The organism is Oerskovia jenensis (genome assembly GCF_016907235.1).
Taxonomy (GTDB): Bacteria; Actinomycetota; Actinomycetes; order Actinomycetales; family Cellulomonadaceae; genus Oerskovia; species Oerskovia jenensis.
The window spans coordinates 3453657-3476470 of record NZ_JAFBBO010000001.1 but is presented as its reverse complement, the minus strand read 5'-3'; the positions used below and the strand labels follow the sequence as shown (position 1 = coordinate 3476470).

At 71.7% G+C, this 22814-nt stretch carries 21 protein-coding genes; 9 read left to right on the top strand and 12 right to left on the bottom strand.

Annotated features, from left to right (window positions below):
- Positions 1–251: 251 nt before the first annotated feature.
- From JOD49_RS15715 to JOD49_RS15685, 7 genes are all read right to left on the bottom strand, one after another.
- Positions 252–1430, bottom strand: a complete 1179-nt coding sequence (locus JOD49_RS15715; RefSeq protein WP_307822582.1) for a resuscitation-promoting factor — start codon at positions 1428–1430, stop codon at positions 252–254.
- 156 nt (positions 1431–1586) lie between these two features.
- A complete protein-coding gene (locus JOD49_RS15710; RefSeq protein ID WP_205307998.1) occupies positions 1587–2516 on the bottom strand; it encodes a TatD family hydrolase in 930 nt (309 codons plus the stop codon).
- 2 nt (positions 2517–2518) lie between these two features.
- Positions 2519–4156: a methionine--tRNA ligase gene (gene metG / locus JOD49_RS15705; RefSeq protein WP_205307997.1), complete on the bottom strand. Its 1638-nt coding sequence runs from the start codon at positions 4154–4156 to the stop codon at positions 2519–2521.
- Between the two features lie 97 nt (positions 4157–4253).
- Positions 4254–5486, bottom strand: a complete 1233-nt coding sequence (locus tag JOD49_RS15700; RefSeq protein WP_307822581.1) for a PQQ-dependent sugar dehydrogenase — start codon at positions 5484–5486, stop codon at positions 4254–4256.
- 146 nt (positions 5487–5632) lie between these two features.
- Positions 5633–6829 (bottom strand): aminotransferase class I/II-fold pyridoxal phosphate-dependent enzyme, encoded by a 1197-nt coding sequence (locus tag JOD49_RS15695; protein WP_205307996.1) that lies wholly within the window; start codon positions 6827–6829, stop codon positions 5633–5635.
- Positions 6830–6893: 64 nt separating this feature from the next.
- Positions 6894–8114 carry a variant leucine-rich repeat-containing protein gene (locus tag JOD49_RS15690; protein ID WP_205307995.1) on the bottom strand — a complete coding sequence of 407 codons (1221 nt, stop codon included), beginning with the start codon at positions 8112–8114 and terminating at the stop codon, positions 6894–6896.
- A 214-nt stretch (positions 8115–8328) separates the two neighbouring features.
- The gene (locus tag JOD49_RS15685) at positions 8329–8856 is read right to left on the bottom strand and encodes a winged helix DNA-binding protein (protein ID WP_205307994.1); all 528 of its coding nucleotides are present in this window, start codon (positions 8854–8856) and stop codon (positions 8329–8331) included.
- A gap of 185 nt (positions 8857–9041) precedes the next feature.
- On the opposite strand from JOD49_RS15685, the gene JOD49_RS15680 reads away from it, so the two are divergent.
- Entirely contained in the window at positions 9042–9647 is a 606-nt protein-coding gene (locus JOD49_RS15680) for an isochorismatase family protein (RefSeq protein WP_205307993.1), read from the top strand.
- A gap of 112 nt (positions 9648–9759) precedes the next feature.
- Here the strand turns inward: JOD49_RS15680 and rsmI are convergent, their stop codons facing one another.
- Positions 9760–10815 (bottom strand): 16S rRNA (cytidine(1402)-2'-O)-methyltransferase, encoded by a 1056-nt coding sequence (gene rsmI, locus JOD49_RS15675; RefSeq protein ID WP_307822580.1) that lies wholly within the window; start codon positions 10813–10815, stop codon positions 9760–9762.
- Between the two features lie 25 nt (positions 10816–10840).
- Between rsmI and JOD49_RS15670 the strand changes: the two genes are divergently transcribed.
- On the top strand, positions 10841–12529 hold the full coding sequence (locus JOD49_RS15670) for a dolichyl-phosphate-mannose--protein mannosyltransferase (RefSeq protein ID WP_205307992.1): 1689 nt from the start codon (positions 10841–10843) through the stop codon (positions 12527–12529).
- A gap of 157 nt (positions 12530–12686) precedes the next feature.
- Here JOD49_RS15670 and JOD49_RS15665 read toward each other — a convergent pair whose 3' ends face one another.
- From JOD49_RS15665 to JOD49_RS15655, 3 genes are all read right to left on the bottom strand, one after another.
- The gene (locus JOD49_RS15665) at positions 12687–14150 is read right to left on the bottom strand and encodes a beta-N-acetylhexosaminidase (protein WP_205307991.1); all 1464 of its coding nucleotides are present in this window, start codon (positions 14148–14150) and stop codon (positions 12687–12689) included.
- A gap of 123 nt (positions 14151–14273) precedes the next feature.
- Positions 14274–15848 (bottom strand): hypothetical protein, encoded by a 1575-nt coding sequence (locus tag JOD49_RS15660; protein ID WP_205307990.1) that lies wholly within the window; start codon positions 15846–15848, stop codon positions 14274–14276.
- Between the two features lie 195 nt (positions 15849–16043).
- Positions 16044–17132: a fatty acid desaturase family protein gene (locus JOD49_RS15655; RefSeq protein ID WP_239525233.1), complete on the bottom strand. Its 1089-nt coding sequence runs from the start codon at positions 17130–17132 to the stop codon at positions 16044–16046.
- 260 nt (positions 17133–17392) lie between these two features.
- On the opposite strand from JOD49_RS15655, the gene JOD49_RS15650 reads away from it, so the two are divergent.
- Together JOD49_RS15650 and JOD49_RS15645 are read left to right on the top strand one after the other, a co-directional pair.
- Complete coding sequence (locus tag JOD49_RS15650; RefSeq protein WP_205307989.1) at positions 17393–17884, top strand: DUF4190 domain-containing protein; 492 nt, start codon at positions 17393–17395, stop codon at positions 17882–17884.
- Positions 17885–18104: 220 nt separating this feature from the next.
- Complete coding sequence (locus tag JOD49_RS15645; protein WP_205307988.1) at positions 18105–18407, top strand: hypothetical protein; 303 nt, start codon at positions 18105–18107, stop codon at positions 18405–18407.
- 64 nt (positions 18408–18471) lie between these two features.
- On the opposite strand, the gene JOD49_RS15640 is transcribed toward JOD49_RS15645, so the two are convergent.
- The gene (locus tag JOD49_RS15640; RefSeq protein WP_205307987.1) at positions 18472–19332 is read right to left on the bottom strand and encodes a carbohydrate kinase family protein; all 861 of its coding nucleotides are present in this window, start codon (positions 19330–19332) and stop codon (positions 18472–18474) included.
- 224 nt (positions 19333–19556) lie between these two features.
- Here JOD49_RS15640 and JOD49_RS15635 point away from each other — a divergent pair, with 224 nt between their 5' ends.
- The 5 genes from JOD49_RS15635 to JOD49_RS15615 all read left to right on the top strand — a co-directional run bounded on the left by JOD49_RS15635 (position 19557) and on the right by JOD49_RS15615 (position 22273).
- On the top strand, positions 19557–20471 hold the full coding sequence (locus JOD49_RS15635; RefSeq protein WP_205307986.1) for a hypothetical protein: 915 nt from the start codon (positions 19557–19559) through the stop codon (positions 20469–20471).
- Between the two features lie 120 nt (positions 20472–20591).
- Positions 20592–20987, top strand: coding sequence for a NucA/NucB deoxyribonuclease domain-containing protein (locus tag JOD49_RS15630; protein ID WP_205307985.1), 396 nt, complete (start codon positions 20592–20594; stop codon positions 20985–20987).
- A gap of 8 nt (positions 20988–20995) precedes the next feature.
- A complete protein-coding gene (locus JOD49_RS15625) occupies positions 20996–21511 on the top strand; it encodes a hypothetical protein (protein ID WP_205307984.1) in 516 nt (171 codons plus the stop codon).
- Positions 21512–21755: 244 nt separating this feature from the next.
- Positions 21756–21917: a hypothetical protein gene (locus tag JOD49_RS15620; RefSeq protein WP_239525232.1), complete on the top strand. Its 162-nt coding sequence runs from the start codon at positions 21756–21758 to the stop codon at positions 21915–21917.
- Positions 21918–22006: 89 nt separating this feature from the next.
- The gene (locus JOD49_RS15615) at positions 22007–22273 is read left to right on the top strand and encodes a hypothetical protein (protein ID WP_205307983.1); all 267 of its coding nucleotides are present in this window, start codon (positions 22007–22009) and stop codon (positions 22271–22273) included.
- Positions 22274–22814 lie beyond the last annotated feature (541 nt).

The following is a 22814-nucleotide window of genomic DNA, read 5'->3' as shown; positions in this document are numbered from 1 at the left end:
CGGCCCGGTGCTCAGGACCACAGCAGGACGCGCACCCTCCGGTCCTGGGCACCCGGTGATGAGCGGGTGACGACAGGACGGGCAGCAGCGCGCGACAGTTGACCGTAACCGATCCGTTATGCAGTGCCAACCCTGCGACACGGGTCGAGGCGTCGCTCTGTCCGGTTTTCTCCGCCTATGTCACGGGCCTCAGGCGGCGTACCCGGGTGAAACCTTCACAGGTCCGCCCTCCCGGGCTCACTCCCGGGAGGTCAGTACCACCCCTTGGCCTGCGAGTGGCTCCAGGCCCCGCACGGCGTGCCGTAGCGGCCCTCGATGTACCCCAGGCCCCAGGTGATCTGCGTCGCGGGGTTGGTCCGCCAGTCGGCTCCCGCGCTGGCCATCTTCGACCCAGGGAGCGCCTGCGGGATGCCGTAGGCACCGCTCGACCGGTTCTCCGCGGTCGCGTTCCACTTGCTCTCCTTCGTCCAGAGCAGGTCGAGGCACGCGAACTGGTCGTCACCCCACCCGCGCTGAGCGGCGAGGGACTTGGCGATCGCCTTGGAGGAACCTGGGTCGACCTTGATCGTCGACGGGTCGAGCGTGCCCACCACGACGACCTCGGTGCGCGGCTCGCGCGTGACCGTCCGCTCGAGCACCGTCCGCGAGACCTCGGCGCCTCCGACCGTCTGGATCTCGTACGTGGTGATCGCCTCGCCGACCTTGCCGGACGTCCGGACGTTGCGCTGCCCCTGCGGCAGATAGGGATCCTTGACCTCCTCGGTGGCGAAGGGCAGCGATTCCGTGACGGTCGCCGCCCCTTGCGCTGCACGAGTGACCAGGATGAGCATGCCGTCGACCGCCGCGGCGCCGAGCGGTACCGACACCGCGTCGCCCTCGGCCAGGACGATCCCTGCATGGTCGAGGACCCCCTGGACCGACGCCTCGGCCGTGGTCGCGGAGACGATCCCGCCGTCGACCGCGACGTGGACCGTCTTGAGCGTCGAGACGCGGATCTGCTCGCGGCCGATCGCCTGAGAGCGCGACGCCGACGTCTTGGCGCCCTCGGCGCGCGGTCCGAGGGCGCTGATGAGCTCGCCCACGGTGCTGGCCGTCGTGACGAAGGTCTGCGGCTCGCCGTCGAGCTCGAGCGAGACCTCGCGGCTCGTGCGGACGACGATCGTGCCCCCGTCGCTCGCCGCGACCGTGGTCGCGGGCTCGACGATGTCGCCTTCCTTGACCGCGATCTTCTGGAAGGCGAGCAGCTCACCGACCGTGGAGCCGTAGGCGCTCACGGTGCGGACCTCGCCGTCGAGATCGATCGTGACCGACTTGTGGGCGAGCGCGAAGACGCCGGTCGCACCGACCACGGTCGCGAGGATCGCCGCCTGCGCGACGAGCCGCCGCCTGCCCGTCAAGGTGTCCCTGGGGGTGCTCGCGCGACCGACCACGTGAACCTTCCGTTCTGCTCGCATACCTGCTCGCGACGCACCGGGCATCACGGACATGCAGACCGTAATGGATACGTGACCTCCGGGGGAAGTCCGTCCGGCGCGTCGTCACCGACGCGCTGGCCTACGGGCGGCGCGCCCCGCGCCGGCCCCGGCTCACCAGGGGCCGTAGACCTGCTCTGCGGTCGCGCTCAGCCGTGCACAGACGTCGACGAGCGGTACACCCGTGACCTCGGCGACCTTGCGCACCGTGTGGGGCAGCAGGTAGGGGGCGTTGGGTCGTCCACGGTAGGGGTGCGGCGTGAGGTAGGGCGCGTCGGTCTCGACGAGCACCTGGGCGAGCGGGACCGCCGCGAGAGCCGCGCGCAGCTCGTCGTTGGCGCCGAACGTCACGGGCCCCGCGAACGACAGGTACCAGCCCTGCGCGGCGCACAGCCTCGCCATCTCGGCGTCCCCCGAGAAGCAGTGGAAGACGGTCCGTTCGGGGGCGCCGTCGGCGAGGAGCACCTCGAGGACCTCGGCGTGCGCGTCGCGGTCGTGGATCTGGAGCGGGAGCCCGAGCTCCTTGGCGAGCGCGACGTGCGCGCGGAAGGACTCACGCTGGACCGCCGCGCCCTGGGGACCCGTGCGGAACAGGTCCATGCCCGTCTCGCCGATCGCCCGGATGCGGTCGTTGCCGCGAGCGATCGCGGCGATCTCCGCGATCGCGTCGTCGAGCCCGACGGCGTGGCGCGCCTCGGGCGACGGCGTCAGCCCGTCAGGGCCGACCTCCGTGACGCCCGCGTGCAGCGTCGCCTCGTTGGGGTGGATCGCGATCGCGCCGACGAGGGCCCGGTGCTCGCGCACCAGGACGTCGGTCAGCCGCGCCGAGGGCAGGTCGCAGCCGACCTGGACCATGCGGTCCACGCCCACCCGGGCCGCGTCCTCGAGGTGCTGCTCGACCGTCGGGACGGGCACCGGGCGCCCCTCCTCGTCGACGTCGGGCAGGACGCCCGCGATCGACTCGAGGTGCGTGTGGTCGTCGACCACGGGCAGCGGCAGCGCCTCGGGGGCAGGCGGCCAGCCGCGCTCACGCTTGCGGGCCACGGTCAGGCGCCCTCGACGACCGGGTCCTCGAGCCGCGGGAACAGCGACGCACCCTTGGTGACCGTGGTCCCCGCGGGCAACGCACCGAAGCGCGCGGCGCCGTCGACGGGCTGGACCGCGAGCGCACCGAGCGGCGCCGCGGCGCCCAAGGACTCCCACAGCGCCTGAGCGGCCTTCGGGGTGATCGGGTGGAGCAGCACCGCGAGCGAGCGCAGCGCCTCGGCGGCCGTGACGAGGATCGTGGCGAGACGGCCCTCCTGCGCCGATCCGCCGTCGGGCAGCTTCTCCTCGTCGGCCTTGGCGACCTTCCACGGCTCCTGCTCGGTGAGGTACAGGTTCGTGGCGTCCACGAGCGTCCACACCGCGTTGATGGCCTCGTGGATCGCGAGCGCGTCGATCGCCTTCTCGGCAGCCGCGACCGCCTGGGCGGCGACCTGCTCGAGCGCCTGCTCGGCCGGGCCCGCGGGGCCTGCCTGCGGGAGCACGCCGCCGTAGTACTTGCCGACCATGGCCGCGACGCGCGAGGCCAGGTTGCCGAAACCGTTCGCGAGCTCCGCGTTGTAGCGGGCCGAGAGGTCCTCCCACGAGAACGACCCGTCCTGGCCGAACGCGATGGCGCGCATGAAGTAGTAGCGGAACGCGTCGGACCCGAAGTGGTCGATGATCTGGCTCGGCGCGATGCCCGTGAGCTTCGACTTGCTCATCTTCTCGCCGCCGACCAGGAGCCAGCCGTGCGCGAAGACGGTCGTGGGCAGCGGCAGGCCCGCGGCCATGAGCATCGCGGGCCAGATCACCGCGTGGAAGCGCAGGATGTCCTTGCCGACGAGGTGCACGCTCGCGGGCCACGTGGCCGCGAACTTGGCCTGCTGCTCGGGGTCGTCGCTGTCCAGCCCGACGGCGGTCGCGTAGTTGAGCAGCGCGTCGAACCACACGTAGAGCACGTGCGTGGTGTCCCACGGGATGGGGATGCCCCAGTCGAACGTGTTGCGCGAGATCGACAGGTCCTGCAGCCCACCCTTGACGAACGCGAGCACCTCGTTGCGAGCGCTGGCCGGCTGGACGAACTCGGGGTGCGCCTCGTAGAGCGCGAGCAGGCGGTCCTGGTACGCGCTCATCTTGAAGAAGTAGTTCTGCTCGGAGAGCATCTCGACGGGCTTGCCGTGGATGGGGCAGAGCTTCTGGCCCTCGTACTCGCCCGTGCCGTCGACCAGGTCGCCCGGGAGCTTGTACTCCTCGCAGCCCACGCAGTACGGGCCCTCGTACGAGCCCGCGTAGATCTCGCCCTTGTTGTACAGGTCCTGGATGAATGCCTGTACACGCTCGGTGTGGCGGGGCTGCGTGGTGCGGATGAAGTCGTCGTTGAGCGCGTCGAGCGTGTGCAGGACGGGCTTCCACGAGCTCTCGACCAGGCGGTCCGCCCACTCCTGAGGGGTCACGCCGTTGGCCTCGGCCGTGCGCATGACCTTCTGACCGTGCTCGTCCGTCCCCGTCAGGAACCACACGGGCTCCTGGCGCTGGCGGTGCCAGCGGGTGACGACGTCGGCCGCGACCGTCGTGTACGCGTGCCCGATGTGCGGGGCGTCGTTCACGTAGTAGATCGGGGTCGTGAGATAGAAGGTCTCCGAGGCTGCGTCAGGCATGGTCCTCATCGTAGTTGGCTCGGCCCTGCTGCTGCGCCGCTGTCCCAGGATCACGGCGACCGCGACGCTCGCGTCGGTCGACCGCGACCGGACCCGCTCAGCCCGTCCCGAAGCCGACCCGCAGCAGGTGGTCGTCACCCGCGGACGGGCTCCCCCGCCCGTCCGTCTCGTTCGTCAGCACGAGCAGCGCCCACGGCCGGTCCGGGTCCTGGGGCCGGAAGGGGAACGGGACCACGGCACGCAGCCGCCCCCACTCCCCCGTGAACAGCGCCTGCGGCTCGCCGAACGCGGCCGGCGAGCCTCCGCCGTCGGGCGACTGGTCGGGGGCCCACGCGAACGGGACGCGCCACAGGCGCTCGCCCCGCAGCCCTGCGACGTACACGGCGTCGTGCAGGACCGCGAGGCCGCTCGGGCTCGCGTCCGACGTGGGCCAGGTGACGACCGGGTCGACGAAGGGCGAGCCGTCGGAGGCGGTGGCGTCGCCGAGGGTGCCCTCGCGGTCGGGCCAGCCGTAGTTGCCGCCCGGGACGATCACGTTGAGCTCGTCCAGGGTGTTCTGCCCGAACTCGCTCGCGAACATCCGCCCCGTCACGTCCCAGCCCAGGCCCTGGACGTTGCGGTGCCCCAGGCTCCACACGCGCGAGCCGCCCGGGTTCCCCGGGGCTGCCTCGCCGTCGAGCGTGACCCGCAGGATCTTGCCCGCGAGCGAGTCCGGGTCCTGCGCCGCACCCGACTCGGTCGCGTCACCCGTCGCGACGTACAGGAACCCGTCGGGCCCGAACGCGACCTGCCCGCCGTTGTGGTTGCTCGCCTTCGGGATGTCGTCCACGACGGTCGTCAGCTCTCCCAGCTCGGCCGTGACCGGGTCGAGGGCCCCCCGGAGCACCTCGTTGCCGCTCGCGCCGGTCCGGTAGACCACGACCGTGCCGTCGGCCGAGAAGGTCGGCGAGACCGCGACCCCCAGCAGCCCGCCCTCGCCCCCGTGGTCGGTACCGGACGCGAGCTCGTCGGCCCCTTCGCCCGTCACGGCTGTCGCGGAGCCTGCGTCCGGGTCCAGGACGCTCACCGTGCCCTCGTCGCGCGACGTGCTCAGCAGCCGCTCGTCGGGGAGCGCGGCGAGGCCCCAGGGCGAGGGCAGGTCCTCGATCAGCGACGTCGCCGTCGCGGTGACCGATGGGACCACCGTGACCGCTTCCCCGCCGGGGGCGGGCGAGGAGGTGGTCGTCGGGGGCGGCGTCACCACGGTCGGTCCGGGGACGTCGTCCGCCGAGCACGCTGCCGTGAGCCCGAGCGCGGCCACGAGCAGCACGACGGACACTGACTGCCTCACGGGCGCCTCACCTCCGGGACGGGTTCGCTCATCGTCGCAGCGATCGTGCACCGCGGCACGCGGCGCGGCGGGACAGGACAGGACGACCCGTCCGACGGCGGTGCTCCCCCCGGGCGCGCGGGTGCGGCCCGCCGTCGGGCCGGCTGCTACTGCAGCCGCGTCAGCCCCTTCTTGAGGTTCCGGATCGCCTGGCCGGTGCGCTGCTCGTTCTCGATGAGCGCGAACCGCACGAACCCGTCCCCGCCGGGCCCGAACCCGACCCCGGGCGAGACCGCGACGTCGCACTCCTCGATCACGTGCGTCGCGAACTCGATCGACCCCATCTCGCGGTACGGCTCGGGGATGCGCGCCCACGCGAACATGGTGCCCTTCGGCCGGTGGATGTCCCAGCCGATGCGGTCGAGCCCGTCGCACAGCGTGTTGCGGCGCGACTCGTAGACCGCCGAGACCTCCGTGGGGAAGTCGAGGGCCTCGTTGAGCGTCACGGTCGCCGCGATCTGGATGGGCTGGAACGTGCCGTAGTCGAGGTACGACTTGAGCTTGGCGAGCGCCCCCACGACGTCGGGTCGCCCCACGAGGAACGCCACGCGCCAGCCCGCCATCGAGTACGACTTGGTCATCGAGTAGAGCTCGACCGCGACCTCCTTGGCCCCGTCGCACTCCATGATCGAGGGCGGACGCCAGCCGTCGAACGTCATGTCGGCGTACGCGAGGTCGTGCACCAGGACCACGTCGCGCTCGCGCGCCCAGTCGACCAGGCGCTGCAGGTCCTCCTTGGTCGCGATGGTCGTGGTCGGGTTGTGCGGGAACGACAGCACCACGACCCGGGCCTTGGGCCACCCGTACTCCCACGACTCCATCACGCGGTCGATGTAGCCCGCCGCGTCCGTGCCGTCACCGATCGCGACCTGGCGGGCGTCGGCCCCCGCGAAGTACGGACCCCAGATGTGGATGGGATAGCTGGGCGTCGGCACGATCGCGGCGTCGCCCGGCTGCAGCAGCACCCACATGAGGTGGCTGAAGCCCTCCTTGGCGCCGATGGTCGAGATGATCTCGGTGTCCGGGTCGAGCGTCACGCCGAACCGGCGCTGGTACATGTCCGCCGCCGCCTGCCGCAGCTTGGGGATGCCACGCGACGCCGAGTAGCGGTGGTTGCGCGTGTTGTGGACCGCCTCCGCGAGCTTGTCGACCGCGATCTGCGGGCTCGGCAGGTCGGGGTTGCCGAAGCCCAGGTCGATCACGTCGCGCCCGGCGCGGCGCGCCTCGAGCTTGAGCGAGTCGATGATCGTGAAGACGTACGGGGGCAGGCCGGGGATCCGGCGGAACTCCATCTCGCGTGGCATGCATGGCAGGGTACGCCTGCCCCGCGCCGGGCCGTCGCCCGGTCCGCGGAGGCGGACGACGGGCTCAGACGGACTCGCCCTCGATCGCCTGCGTGAGCGCCTGGGGGTCGGTCCAGTCCCCTTCCCAGCGCTCGCCGTCGATCACGATGGTCGGCGTGCCGAAGCCCCGCGGGCCCGCGAGGGCCGGGTCCCCCGTCGCGGTCCCCGTCGCCGCGGCGACCCAGCTCGCGAACCTGGACGCGCCGCCGTCGGCGATCTCGGCGACGACGTCCGCGGGCACGCCCGCCGCACGGGCGACGTCCGCGATCTGCTCGTCGCTCAGCCCTGCCGTCCCCTCCTCCGGCTGTCCCGCGAGGAGCCCGGCGTGGAAGTCCTGGAACGCGTCAGGGGCCCGGTCGGCGACGAGGGCCGCCGACGCGGCCGCGCGCGTCGAGTACCGCGAGCCCTGCGAGTAGCGGTCGAGGATCGCGACGGGATGGACGACCACACGGGCGCTCCCTCCCTCCCGCAAGGCCGTGAGCCCCGCGCCGTTGATCTCCTCGAACTGCCCGCAGATGGGACACATGTAGTCGACGTAGACCTCGATCGTCACGGGGGCCGCCGGATCGCCCGCCCCGGCGAGGAGGCCGTGGTCGGGCGTCGCGTTCGCTGGGGCGTCCGACGTGGACCCCTCCTCGGGCGCGGGCGAGGTGCCGGGCGAGGCGCCCTGGCCCTGCTCTGCCGGGTCCGCGGGTGCGGCGGACGGCGTCCCGCCGGTCGTGGCCAGGAACACGACGAGCGCCACGAGGAGCACCAGGACCAGGCCGGCGAGCACGGCGAGCAGGGTCACGCGGGCCCGCCGCTGGGCCGAGGGCTGCGGCCCGTGGGCGGCGACGACCTGCGGCCCGACGGCGTAGGGCGCCCCGCCGGGGTACGTCGTGGCGGGCTGTGGTGCGGCGGGGTGCGGCGCGGTCGGGTACGCCGCCCCTGGGGACGGCGCAGCGGGGTGGGCCGCAGCAGGGTAGGGCGCGGACTGCTGCCCGACCTCCGCCGGACCGGTGACGGCGCGTGGTGCGTAGGGCGAGGCGAACCGGGGCGTGTCGGCCTCCTCCTGTCCACGGGCCGCGAGCGCCGCGTCGACGGCCGGGTCGCCCCAGCCGGCGAGCCAGGAGAGCAGGTCGGGGTAGGCACCGGGGTGCACGGCGACGCGCGGGCGCAGGTCGGGGTGCTCGGCCGCGACCTGGGCGAGCACGGCCGGTGGGGCCGCCGGGTCCTGGACGGCGCGAAGGGCCTCGTCGTGAAGCATGTCGGTCCTCGGTGTCTCGTCGGGCGGCGGTGTCTCGTGGGCGGCGGCCGTGAGCGGCGCCGTCGGGCAGGACCGTCCTCCTGACCGGTGCGGCTCGCGCCGTCAGGGTACGCGGTCCTGGTGCCCCCGGCGGCGCGATCCACAGGGGCGGTCCGCGCGGGTTCGGCCGCCTGGCCCGAGGTCCCGCCCGGGTCGTACCGGCCGTCCCCCGCCCTCAGGTCCCCGGTGCCCACCCGAGGTTGCGGGCCATCTGCTCGAGCGTCGCGATCGTCTGGTCGTACTGCTCACGCGTGATGCCCTCGGCGAGCCGTTCGCGCGTGATCGAGACGGCGTCGAGCAGGTCGTGGTAGGCGTGCCGGCCCGCGACCGTCACCTCCCAGCCCGATCCTCCCTGCGCGATCCAACCTCGGGTCCGCAGGTCGGAGATCTCGGCGCTGACCCCGGCTGCCTGGCCCGTGGCCACCCCGGTACCGCCGGGCGTCGCGAACGGCGACAGGACGCTGTCGACCGTCGTGGCGTCCGAGACGCCGTCGCGGATCATGTTGAGGACCTGCCAGTGGCGGCGGGTGAGGCCCGTGCGCAGGAAGACGTCGTCGAAGCTCTGGTCGATCAGCCGGTCGACGAGCTTGAGCCAGTACCCGACGGGCCGCTCCCCCGGTGAGGGTCCCGCGGACGGAGCCGGCGCCTGCTCGGTCGCGTGCTCGGTCGGGGTCGGGCGGTCGGTCGCGCCTGTGGTGCTCATCCTCGGGCTCCTTCGCTCGGACCGTCCGACGAGGTCCGCCGGCGGATCTCGACCCAGCCTACGAACCACGGGCTCGGCGCGCGCCACCAACCCGCCACCGACGTCCGCACCCCGCGCCCCCGCCGAGCGGGCCGGGACCGCGACCGGACGTTCCCCGCGCTGCCGGGCGGTGGCAGAGTGGTGCCATGACCAGCACCGACACCCCGGCCTCGGGCCGCGCCCTGATCGTCGTCGACGTCCAGCCCACGTTCTGCGAGGGCGGTGAGCTCGCGGTCGAGGGCGGCAACGCGGTCGCCGAGGCCGTCGCGGTCTTCGCGGCCGGACGACGCGCGGGATACGACCTCGTCGTGACGACGCAGGACTGGCACGTCGACCCGGGCCACCACTTCGCGACGGACCCCGAGGTCCCCGACTTCGTCGACACCTGGCCCCCGCACGGTCTGGCGGGCACGCCGAACGCCGAGCTGCACCCGGCCCTCGCGGACCTCGCCCCCGACGCGAGCGTCAAGAAGGGCGAGTACCAGGCGGCGTACTCGGGCTTCGAGGGGGTCGACGCCGAGGGCCGTACCCTCGCGCAGATCCTTCAGGAGGCCGGTGTCTCCTCGGTCGACGTCGTCGGGATCGCCGAGTCGCACTGCGTCCTGGCGACCGCGCTCGACGCGCACGCGCTGGGCCTCGCGACGCGGGTCCTGACGGACCTCACGGTCCCGGTGTCGGCCGAGCTCGGTGAGGCGGCCCGGGTGAAGCTCGCGGCGGCGGGGGTCGAGCTGGCACGGTCGAGCGACGTCTGAGTGGTGTCAGAACGAGCGTGACCTCGGGTTCACGCACGTTCTGACACCTCATCCAGACCCACCTGGTTGTCAGAACGAGCGTGACCTCGGGTTCACGCTCGTTCTGACACGTTCACTTGCGGGCCGCGAGCGCCGCCGCGTACAGGTCGCGCTTGGGCACGCCCGCGGCGGTCGCGACCTCGGCGACGGCCTCCTTGAGCCGCTCCCCCGCCGCGACCCGGGCGAGGACCTCGGCGACGAGCTCCTCGACGGACACGGCCTCGCGCGCGGGCGCCCCGGCCACGACGACGCAGATCTCTCCCCGGAGCTGACGCTCGGCAGCCTCGGCCGCGAGCTCGCCGAGCGTGCCGCGCAGGACCTCCTCGTACGTCTTGGTGAGCTCGCGGCACACGGCCGCGGGGCGGTCGGCACCGAACCCCTCGGCCATCGCGGCGAGCGTGTCGTCGATGCGGTGCGGGGCCTCGAAGAAGACCATGGTCCGCGGCTCGCGCGCGAGCGCGGCGAACGTGCGCGCCCGCTCGCCGGGCTTGCGCGGCGGGAAGCCCTCGAAGCAGAAGCGGTCGGTCGGCAGCCCCGACAGCGCGAGCGCCGTGAGGACCGCGCTGGGCCCCGGGGCCGAGGTGATGGGCAGGTCGCGCTCGACGGCCCGGGTCACGACGCGGTAGCCGGGGTCTGAGACGGACGGCATGCCTGCGTCGGTCACGATCACGACGGTGCCACCGCCCTCGACGACGTCGAGCAGCTCGTCGGCACGCTCGACCTCGTTGTGCTCGTGGTAGCTCACGACGCGCCCGCCGATCGAGACCCCCATGCGCGCGGCGAGCGCGTGCAGGCGGCGCGTGTCCTCGGCGGCGACGACCGCGGACTCCGCCAGGAGACGTCGCAGCCGCGGGCTCGCGTCCTCGACGTTGCCGATGGGCGTCGCGGCCAGGACGAGGTGCCCGTCGTCCTTGGCGCCGCGACCGGCGGGCAGCGCCTCGCCCGACGTCTCGTCGTCCAGGGCATCGAGATCCTCCGGCCCGACGACGTCGCTCGCCCCGGTCGCCTCGTCCCCCGCCTGCTCGCCCGCCTCGACAGGGTGCCCTGCGGTCCGGACCGGTGCGGCGCCGTCGGGCAGGGGGGCGGGCGACTCGGGGGTGGGCGCGGGCGTGGGGCGGGCGTTGCTCATACCCCCTAGCGTTCCACGTCCTACGATGGCCGACGTGCCTCAGCCTTCCTCGGACCCGACGCCGGCCGTCCCCGCCCCCGCGACCGACGACCCGTTCCCGACACCCCGGGCCGCGGCGGCCGAGGCACCGGACCCGGCCCTGCCCGCCCGTGACCGCCTGCTGCTCACGCTGCTCGGCGCGCGCCGTCTGGCGCTCGGGGCGACGTCCAAGGACCGGCTGTGGGGCTGGCTCGGTCCCGCGCTCGTCGCGGTGCTCGCCGGCGTGCTGCGCCTGTGGGACCTGGGCCGGCCCGGCACCCTCGTCTTCGACGAGACGTACTACGTCAAGCAGGCCTACACCCTGCTGCGGGTCGGGTTCGAGGCGAAGTGGCCCGACGAGCCCAACCCTGCGTTCGAGGCGGGCGACGTCGACACGTTCCTGAACGTGCCCGACTACGTGGTCCACCCTCCCCTGGGCAAGTGGATGATCGCGGGCGGCATGGAGCTCTTCGGGGGCGCCGAGAACCCGTGGTCGTGGCGCATCTCGACCGCGCTGATCGGCGTGCTCGCGGTGTTCCTCCTTGCCCGGATCGCGCGCCGCCTGTTCGCCTCGACCGCGATGGGCATCCTCGCGGGCGGGCTGCTCGCGATCGACGGCATGGCGATCGTGCACTCGCGCACGGGGCTGCTCGACAACTTCCTCATGTTCTGGGTGCTCGTCGCGTTCGGCTTCCTGCTGCTGGACCGCGAGCAGGCCAGACGACGGCTCGCGGACAAGATGGGGGCGATCCTCGAGTCGGGCCAGGAGATCGGCCGGTACGGGCCCTGGCTGGGGTGGCGATGGTGGCGCTTCGCCGCGGCCGTCTCGCTCGGCCTGGCGTGCGGGGTCAAGTGGTCGGGCCTGTACTTCCTTGCGGTCTTCGCCCTGCTGTCGGTGCTGTGGGACGCGAGCGCCCGACGCGCCGTCGGGATCAAGCGGTGGTGGGAGGACGCGCTCCTGCTCGACGCCGTCCCGGCCGCCCTGATCATGCTGCCCACCGCGGCCCTCACCTACCTGGCCACGTGGTTCTCGTGGTTCCGCTCCCCCAGCGCGTACCTGCGGGACTGGGCCGTGCAGCACCCCGGCGAGGGCGTCCAGTGGCTGCCGGAGGCGTTGCGGTCGCTGTGGGAGTACCACCTCAAGATGTGGGACTTCCACACCGGGCTCAGCGCCGAGCACGCGTACGCCTCGAAGCCCATCGGCTGGATCGTCCAGTGGCGCCCGACGTCGTTCTACTACCGCGACGGGTCCGACGGCGTCACGGGCTGCGGCTACGACGACTGCGCGCGCGTCATCACGTCGCTCGGGAACCCGGTCCTGTGGTGGTCGGCCGCGCTCGCGATCATCGCGACCGTCGTGCTCCTGGTGTGGCGCAAGGACTGGCGGGCCACCGCCGTCCTCAGCGGGCTCGTCGCGGGCTGGCTGCCCTGGTTCGCGTACCCGGACCGCACGATCTTCACGTTCTACGCGATCGTGTTCACCCCGTGGGTGGTGCTCGCGCTGGTCTACGTCGTGACGGTCCTGCTCGAGCGGACCGAGAAACGCCTCGCGGCCAGGGGCTGGGTGATCTGGGGGGTGACCGCGCTCATGACGGTGATCGTGGTCATGAGCATCTTCTTCTACCCGATCTGGACGGCCATGAACGTCCCCGAGTGGTTCTGGCGTCTGCACATGTGGCTGCCGAGCTGGATCTAGCCGGCCGTCTCGGCCGACCTGGCCCTTGGGTCCCGGGGTCGCCCGGTGCCGGGCGGGGTCGAGCGGTGCCGCCCGGGGTCGAGCATGCGGTCGGCGTCGAGATCCTGGGGATTCCGGACGCCGCCCGCATGCTCGGCACCGAGCAGCCGCGGTCCGGCTACGACCAGTCGACCTGCGGGGTCTCGTGGAACGGGAGCCCCTCACGGCGCCACGTCGCGGCCTCGCGCACGACGCGGCGACGGTAGTCCTCCCAGTCCTTGCGCTCGGGGGCGGTCCAGGCGACCTCCGCCGTCGCCGAGAGCCTCGGCAGCAGCATGCTGAACAGCTCCTCCTGCGTCGAGAGGGTCTCGGTCCAGATCGCGGCCTCGACCCCCTCGACCTGGTCGGCGGGCAGACCGGGGATGACCTCGGCCGGGTCCCAGTCGTACGCCGTGCGCAGCTCGATCAGGCCGGCCCAGTCCTGTCCGAGCGGGTACTCGGCGGTGTACTTCATGTCGAGGTAGGCGTGGTTGCCGGGCGACATGACGAAGCGCGAGCCGCGCTCGGCCGCGGCCAGGAAGGGCGCGACGTCGGTGCGCGTGTCCCAGTACTGGACCAGCGTCTCGGGTCGGGTGTCGGCCTGCGCGGCCTCCTGCCAGGTGATGACCTTCTTCCCGGTGCCGAGCACGATCTCCTCGAGCAGCGCGATGAACTTCGCGTACTCCTCGGCACCGAGCGTCAGCGCCTCGTCGCCGCCGACGTGGACGTAGTCGCCGTCGGTGATCGCGGCGACGTCGGCGAGGACGTCGCGCAGGAAGGGCTCGGTCGCGGGCAGGTCGTAGGTGAGCTGCGAGAACCCGACCTCGATGCCCTCGTACTTCGCGGTGCGCTGCCCGTCGGCGCGCAGCTCGCCGTAGACCGCGGTCGCGGCGTTGGTGTGCCCCGGCAGGTCGATCTCGGGGACGACGGTCACGAAGCGGTCGGCCGCGTAGTCCTGCAGGCGGCGGAAGTCCGCGAGGCTCAGGTGTCCACCGGCCTTGCCGCTCGTCGAGGTGTCGGACGAGAGCTTCGCGAGCTCGGGTCGCGACGGCGTCTCGATGCGCCAGCCCTGGTCGTCCGTGAGGTGCAGGTGCAGGACGTTGAGCTTGTACGACGCGAGGACGTCGATCACGAGCTCGAGCTGCTCGAGGGGGAAGAAGTTGCGGGCGACGTCGAACGAGAGGCCACGCCAGGCGTAGCGGGGGGCGTCCCGCACGACGACGGCGCTCACCTCGGCACCCTGCTCGCCCTCGGTCACGAGCTGGCGGAGGGTCTGGACGGCGTCGAACAGCCCGACCGGCTGGGCGGCTGTCAGGACGGCCCCCGACCCGCTCACGTCGAGCGTGTAGCGCTCGGGGCTCGTCGACCCCACGGGGCCCGCGTCCTCGGCGAGACGCAGCTCGACGGAGGGGGCGTCGTCGGGCCGAGAACCCGCGACGGTGACCGGCGTACCCGCTGCGCGCGTCAGGAGCTCGGCGGCGTACGCGGCGACGCGCTGCTCGGCCGCGGAGGGGCCGGCGACGACGACGGCCCCGTCGAACCGGAACGCGTCGCCCCCTGCCGGGGACTCGACCTGCAGTGGCTGGGGAATGATGGCGACCATCGGGACCTCATCGTCGTGGTTGTCTCGACCCGACCCTGTCGAATCGATTCGTCTGTACTGGCCGACATACCGTAACCGGCCCGGCTGACGGGAACAAGAAGCGCGTCGTGCGGCGCGCCCGACCTACTCGACGACGACGACGAGAGGTGCCGGGGCGACGGGCTCCGTGGTCGCGGCCCGCTCGGGCGTCACCTCGCCCGCGAGATCGGTCCGACCCCAGCGCAGGGCTGCCGGCGCACCGACCGTGAGCGCGTCCCACGCCTTGCTGCGCGTGGTGTACGAGCCCGCGACGTCCGAGTGGACCACGACGACGACCGCGTCACCCGTCGCGGCGAGAGCCCCCAGGTCGGTCACCGACCTCGGGCTCGAGGCGTGCACGACGAGCATCTTCTGCGGGAGCGCCTTGGTCTTCACGAAGCCCTCAAGGTACGAGACGACCGCGTTGATCTCCTCCGCGGGAACCTCTCCGTCCTTCTTGACCGCGCCGCCCGCGCGGCGAGCGTCGAGATCGAGCGAGACGCCCACCCCGGGCAGCGCGAGCAGGTCCTCGTACCGCTCGACCTGGTCGACGAACGACGCCCGGCCGGGCTGGATCTCGAGCAGCACCTGCTGCCCTGCGTCGAGCGCGGCCTGCACCGCAGGACGCACGGCCTCGACGGCGAGCTCGGTCGAGTAGTTGCCGTCCTTGCCCGCGGCTCCCGAAGCCTCGGTCACGACGAGCTCGACCGTCGGCACGGTCACGGTCCGGTCTCCCGACGCGGTCGCGACCTCGACGTACGGCTCGGCACGCGCCGCAGCCTTCGCGACCATCTCGGCGGCCTTGGCCGGGGTCGACGGGACGGTGGTCGAGGGCAGCACCACGTAGCGCTTGCCCGTGGACACGAGCTGCCCGCCCCCGGCGAGCTCCACCCCCGTCTCTGCGGCGCGCACGCGTGACGTGAGGTCCTCGACCGTGCCGAAGGATTCACCGATACCGACGACGGCCAACGCCTTGGCCTTCGCCATGGCCTGGACCGACGCGCTCGTGGCCCGCGGGTCTCCCCCGGCCACCGCGAGCGGGACCACCCCCGCCGCCTGCGCGGTCGCCAGTGCGGCGGTCTGCCCGGGAGCCTCGTCGACCAGCGCCAGCACCTCCGTCAGGAGGCGGGGTGCCGCGGTCTCGGGCAGCTGGTCACGGGCCTCGGCAAGGTCGTTCTCGTCGATCTCGGTACCGCCGTCCGCACGCGCGACGAGTGCTCCCGCGTCGAGCGTGACCGCGTCGAGAGCGGGGTCGATCGCCTCGACAGCGCGCCTCGCCTCCTGCTCGAGGTCCTCGCTCGACACCGCAGGCACGGCAGCAGCTCCCTGCGTCACGACTCCCGCCGCGTCGACGTTCGGCGCCCGGTCCGGCGTCACGACCACGGCGGTGACCGCCCCGAGACGTGCGACCTCCTTGGCCAGCCCGCTGTCGGCGATGGACCCGCCCACGAGCAGGACCGGCGCGTGCAGCTCGAGCGCGGCCGCCGCTGCGGCGTCCTGCGCGGTCGCGTCGTCCGCGTCGGCCAGGACCACCACGGGGGCCTTCGCGAAGAACGACTGGCTCGCGGTGAGAGCGAGCTCCGCCGGGTCGCTCGAGGTCAGGACGAGCACGGGTGCGATCGGGTCCACCGCCGCGGCGCGCAGCGCCTCGACCTGACCCTCGGGCCTCTCCGCAGCCACCTCGCCGCCACCGCAGCCGGCCAGCAGAGAGGTCGTCAGAGTGAGCGAGGAGGCAACAAGGGCAAATCGGACCTTCCGTGAATTCACGTCTCTATCATCCCCTACTGCGTCTGCCGTGCCGAAGCGTCGGTACGCCCCACGGGATCTCGCCGTCCGACGAGCTCCTGGCTCGTCGGGACAAGCGCCCCGGCAGACTCAGCGTACTGAACGGTACTGAGCCGTCAGAGGGCACTGGAACGGGTCGCGGGCCGCGAGACCCACCCGGTTGAGATACCGGATGACGATCCGGTACGACTCCACGAGGGTCGTCTCGGTGTAGAGGATGCCCCGCTCGGCGCAGAACTCCTTGACGATGGGGCGCACCTTGCGCAAGGACGGGCGCGGCATGCTCGGGAAGAGGTGGTGCTCGATCTGGAAGTTCAGCCCTCCCATCGCGACGTCGACCCAACGACCGCCCGTGATGTTGCGGGACATGAGCACCTGACGGCGCAGGAAGTCGATCTTGACGTCGGGCGCGACGGTCGGCATGCCCTTGTGGTTCGGGGCGAACGACGCCCCCATGAGGACGCCGAACAGGCCGAGCTGGACGCCGAGGAACGCGAAGGCCATCCCCACGGGCAGGACCAGGAAGACCGCTGCGAGGTAGCCGCCGAGCCGGACGAGCACGAACACGATCTCCACGGTGCGGCGCTTGACCGGCCCGCGGCCGAAGATCGTCTTGATGCCCGAGACGTGCAGGTTGAGACCTTCGAGCAGCAGCAGGGGGAAGAACAGGTAGCCCTGACGAGCCGCGAACCACGCGCGCAGCCCGGTCTTGGTCTCGGTGAGGGTCTCGGTCTCCCAGACGAGCACGCCGTTGATCATGTCCGGGTCGCCGCCACGCGTGTTGGGCTTCGCGTGGTGACGCGAGTGCTTGTGCTGCCACCAGCCGTAGGACAGCCCACCCAGGAGGTTGGCCACGACGAGGCTCGCCCAGTCGTTCCATCCTCCGGACCGGAAGATCTGACGGTGCGCGGCGTCGTGGCCGAGGAACGCCGTCTGCGTGAGGAGCACCGCGAGCAGCGCGGCGATGCCCATCTGCCACCAGGACTCGCCGATGAGGACGAACGCGACCCCGGTCGCGGCGAGCAGCGTGAGCAGGACGGCGAACTTGGTCCAGTAGTACCCGTAGCGACGGCGCATGAGGCCGAGCTCCTGGACGGTGCGGGTGAGGGCGGTGAACTCGCTGACCTGGCGTTCACGCGGGGACTGCGTGCGACCAGGAGCGGTGGCGTCGAGCGTCAAGGGTGGGCCTCTCGTGGTCGTAGACGCGGCGCCCGAGGGCAGCACATCCAACGGTGGTTTCGTCGCGAACGTGACCGACAGTACCCGCACAACCTACGCAAGCGTAGGTTTGTCCACGAGCAGATCGCCGACGCCACGAGACCTTCACAACCCGCAGCGCTCGACGGCGTCGCTCCCGACACGATGCGGGCGACCGTTGTCCCTGGTCACCAGGCACGCCATACTTGGCCCCGATCCCCGCCCGTCCCACAAGGAGTGACATGTCCAACCCCGAGCAGAACCCCTACGGAAAGCCCGACCCGAACGGCGCGCCCCAGGACCCGGCCGCAGGCCAGGCCCCCCAGGCTCCCCAGTACGGCGCACCTGCCGCCGGCGCGCCGCAGGCACCTCAGTACGGCGCACCCCAGGCACCCGCCCCCCAGGGGTACGGCGCCGCGGCTCCCGCCGCGACCGACCCGGGCAAGACGCTGGGCATCGTCGGCCTCGTCCTGTCGATCCTCACCTGCACGTCGCTGATCGGCCTGATCCTCAGCATCGTCGCGCTGAGCAAGTCGAAGAAGGCCGGCTACAAGAACGGCATCGCGCTCGCCGGCATCATCGTGGGCGCCGTCCTGCTCGTCGCCTCGATCGTCGGCGGGATCATCTTCCTCGTCGCGGGTGGCGCGCTCGTCAACGACCTGCTCGAGGCCTGCCAGAACGTCCCCTCGGGCGAGACCGTCGTGTGGCAGGGCGAGAACGTCGTCTGCCCCTGACGCCTGTCCTCGCACCGTCATCCGTGGGCTCCGACCGTTCTCCGGTCGGGGCCCACGGCCGTTCACGGACCGTGCAGCCACCGCTGGCGGTCGCGTCAGGAGCCGGGCCGGGGCATCCGGGATACTGGACGCGGCCCGGCCCGAGGCGCACCCGGAGCCACGTCCGCAGTCGACCGACCAGACGCCGTCGAACCCGCACCGAAGACAACGAGGAAGCACCGTGACCCACCCCGAGCCCGTCGTCCACAACCCCGGCAAGACCCTCGGGATCGTCGGCCTCGTGCTGTCGATCCCCCTGTCGCTGGTCGGCCTGGTCCTGGGGATCGTCGGGCTCGTGAAGTCACGCCGGGCTCGCCTGAACAACTGGTGGGCGGTCGCCGCGATCGTGGTCTCGTTCCTCGTGATCGTGGCGATCGTGATCTGGGCCGCGACCCTGGTGTGGCTCATGGGCGAGTGCGCCGAGCTCGGCCCGGGGATCCACGACGTGAACGGACGTCCGATCGAGTGCGTGTCCGGCGCCTGAACGAACCGCTCACCATGGGGCGCACCGTGGCCTCCACCCGGCGCGCACGGCCGGCTGCCGAGCCTCAGCCGAGCGGTGCCAGGTCCGGGCTCTGCACGCACAGCGCGCCGCGCCGCGCGCCCTCGCCCAGCGCCTCGTCGACCCCCACCCCACGCAGGTGGGCGTCCAGGTAGCCCGCGAAGAACGCGTCGCCCGCGCCGTTGGTGTCCACGACCTGCTCGACGGGAACGGCAGCCACCTCGATCCACTCACCGTCCGCCGTGAGGGCGCTCGCCCCGCGTGCGCCGTGCGTGCACACCACGAGCCGGGCACCGGCCGCGACACGGTCCTCCATGAACGCCCGGTACTCCGGCAGCCGGTCCGAGCTGAGGAACAGGTACGACGCCGACTCGACGAACTCGCGGTGGAACTCGGCCTCACCGTCGTAGTCGTGCACGTCGCACCACACGTCCTTGCCCAGCCGGCGCGCCTCGCGCAGCAGCGGCAGAGCGGGCCCCGCAAGGTCGATCACGACGGCCGGGGCAGCGGTCAACGCCCCGACGGCGGCGTCCCACGTCCGCCCAGGAGGCACGTCGCCCGGCGCCTGGAGATAGATCGACAACCGCTCCCCCGCACCGCCCATGAGGTTGAGGTGCCGCTCGGTCCGGCCGTCCGACGACGGCTCCACGAGGAGCGTGACCCCTGCGCGCCGCAGGACGTCCTCGACACGGGGAGCGACGTCGTCGGACCCCAGGACCGTGCGCAGCACGACCTCACGGCCCAGGGCGCGCAGGTTCAGGGCCTTGCCCGCCGACGTGCCGCCGACCGTCGTGCGGTGACGCTCGGCGAACAGGGTCTGCGAGCGCGGCTGGGGCAGGGCGTCGAGGTAGACGAGCTCGTTCCACGAGGCGGGACCGGCGACGAAGACGGGCGCGGAGGTGTCCATGAGGGGTGACGCTACCCGGGCGCCCGCACCCGACGACGCCAGGGCCCGGAACCGTCAGGACGCGGTCGGGGTCTCCCGGGAGCGTCCGCCGAGCGACCGGCGGCGGTCGGTCCACATGCCCTCGACACGGAATCTTCATCGTCCGCGGACGGCACGGCCATAGTTTTCTTGCCGGTGCGGCGTCGCAATAGGGCTTCGTCGCAGCCGCAACGAACGGAGCTCGCATGGTCCCCGCTGCCATCGCCACGGCCGCCGAGACCCCCGCCAGCAGCACGGCCACCGCGGTGGATCCGACCCCCGCCCCTGAGCCGCCCGTCGACCCACCCGTCGACGAGTCCCTGCTGCTCCCGTGCGTCATCGCTGGCACCCCCGAGGCCGTCGGCTACGAGGGCTGTGTCACCACGGAGGAGTGGGTTGACGGCACCGTGACCGAGCCTCCCGGCGGGGCCTACCCGGATGTCCCGGCCGAGGAGAAGGCGCGGTGGCCCCGGACGAGCACGGGGGGAGAACCCCTGCACTGCACGGAGGGTCTCACTGCTGACGGGCGCACCACGTTCGCCTGCATGGAGCCCGGGCCCCCGCCGTCCGAGGAGGTTCTCCAGTCCATGATCGACGAAGCGCCGGCGATGCCTACCGAGGAAGCGAAGGCTCTGAACTTCGAGGCCGGCGCAGCCGACCCGGGCTCGGCACCTGGTGCGAGCGCACGCGCAGCAGCGCCGCCGCTGCGTGTGGTCAGGCCGCCCGCGGCGTGCCTGCGGGCCACCGACAAGCCGCGCATCACACGTCTCAACTCGTGCTTCTACAGCACGGGCACCATGGTCTTCTCGGAGACCACCAGCAGCGGGGTCACCGTGCTAGGCACCTTCATGGTCAACGAGCTGGTCTACGTCTACACCGATCCGCGCAATAGCCAGGTCTTCAACCAGACCTCACTCAAGGTTACCAATCGGACGGGAATTGCCACGTCGGGTTTGACGCTCAGCGGCGATTTCGTGTGCACGACCTACTGCGACGGCAAGAGGGGTTCGCTCCCTTCGCGGACCGTCGGAACGCAGACCATCTACGCGATCGGCAAGCTCGAACCGGTACTGGCCCGCGGCACGAAGTCGAACATCTTCAGCAACTGGTCGTTCACCTAGGCCAAGGCGGGCCACTCCTCGGAGACGTTCTCGTCCAAGGCCCTCACCCCGCGCTGCGACAACAACGCGATCAACCGCATGGGCAGGGGCTGCGTCTTCCCCGAAGGACGAGTCACCCTCGTGTACTCCAAGTCGAACCCGCTCATCGACCAGGTAGCACGGCACATCGGCCTGGCGCAGGAGTCCGGCCTGCCCAGCACCCTGACACGGATCGACCCACGCCTGGTCAAGGCGAACCGCGATATCGCCTGCCCGTCTGGACTCACCCGGCCTCCGGGAAAGCAGTGCGATGAGTACCCGTTCGCCTCGTCGGTCCAGGGTGGCGCCGCCGGCGGCACGGCAAGGGTCTTCGACGGTTGCGACCTCACCATCATTCCCGGTTCAGGCGCGACAGGGTTCAGCCGATGCATGGTCGACGAGACCGACAACCAGGAGGCAGGGAGAATGTTGACCCGGATCTACCACGCCCAGCGGGTCATTGCTGGGGACAAGTTCAGTGTCCTGATTACCCCCTAGGAGCGTCGATGAGCACCGGAACGATGGTCCAGTTGGCCGACTACAGCGCGTTCACGATTGAGAACCCGGAGGATCCGGGAGGTCCTGCGGGAGTGAACTGGTCCAACGGGCTCGTCTTCGCTGACCCGCGAGGGGGCGCGTGGATCCACAGCGGCATCTACATGGGCCCGGTTCGGGTCTCGTGGTCGACGGGAGGGCTCCCGACTGCGGATCTCGACGAGTGGGAAGACGTCGCTCAAGTGAGCATCACACCCGTTGGTGGGGTCCTGGCAATCAGGGGCTTCATGGTGTCCGGCGAGGACGGCGATTCGCCGAACCTCGCTCTGGACCCCGAAGCGCAGCACATGCTGCGCTGCTACGCCAGGGGCAGGGACATCACGCCCCAGGCCGCAATGGACGAAGAGGACGAGCCCGTCGAGGAGTACCACCTCGAACTCTGGCTGCGCCGCCCCGTCGACGAGGCCCGCGTGCTCAAGCTCACGAGCGAGTTCGGCAAACAACTGGCTGCCAACGCGTCGTCCTGAGGTGACGCTGAACCCGCAGGTGCTGTCACCGGCGCCTGCGGGTTCGGACCTGGTCACACTGGGCCGGCCCCCGGTACGGTTCGCGCTCTGGCCCTCATGTACCGCGTCACGATCACACCCACCGCACCCGACGCCGACGCCCACCTGATCACGCAGACCGACCGGCCACACCTCCTTCCCCAAACGGGCGCGGACTCTGAGCCCGAAGCAGTACGGGCGCGACGTCACAACGCCGGAGACGCCGATGCCGGTCCGAGCGTGGATCGTGACGATGGAGGGCGACGAGTTCGAGATCGACGCAGACGCGATTGCCTGGACCCGACGCGCCGTCCACATCAGCTACATCGACCGGTTCGAGCGCCCGGACACCGCGTGGGTCTGGGCGGGGGCGGTGGTCAGACGGTAGCTCGGTAGCGGGGGCATCGCCGGCCCGATCAAGGTGGAAGCGCTCCTAACGGCACTGCCCCCTAGGCGTAGACACAAAGAACGCGCACGATGACGCTTGACCTCAGGGGGCGAGGGCATGTCCGCATCTTCGTTGCATGCACAACCGGAACGACAACCCGACCCATCGAGGTGGTAGTCCTCGTCGGACTGGTCATTGCGATACTCGGGATCCTGCTGCTCGCCCGGGTCGTGACAGGCGTTCGCCGACGCGCGACCGAGCAGAGCACCGGCGCCCAAGGGGCCGGGGCGGCCCTAGGGGGCGGGCTCATCTTCTGGGGAACGCTACTCGTCGTCGTCGACGTGTGGAACACCTAGGTCAGCCCCCTTCCGCCGCCCGTGCTTCCACGCCGCCGACCGTGCGATGCGGCGGGCTCGACACCTGCGCCGTGCCTGATCGTCCCAGGCGAAGCGGTACGTGATCCCCTCGCTGTACGCATGCCCGGCCGCGAAGCTGCACGCCGGCCTGCCGGACGGACGGCGCGGCCTGTGGCTCCGGAGCGCCTCAACGGCCGTCGAGCCCCACCTGGCCCCCTGAACGCACCGAGCGATGGAACGACGAAGGCCCGGAACCTTGGAGGTTCCGGGCCTTCGGCCTGGTGGAGCTAGGGGGATTCGAACCCCCGACCTTCTCATTGCGAATGAGACTCTGCGGTAGAGTAGGGAGCAGCGAAACAGCGTCTGACCTGCATATATACAGCCCACGGATAACCCAGGGATACCCTAGGCGTGGCTGTTGTCATGGCTAAAGAGTGGAGACTCACATGCAGAACCAGGGAACCCGCCGTGGCTAGCGCCCGACGCCCTCCGGGCACGGGCTCGGTACACAAGCGAGAGTCAGACGGCAGATGGGTCGCCA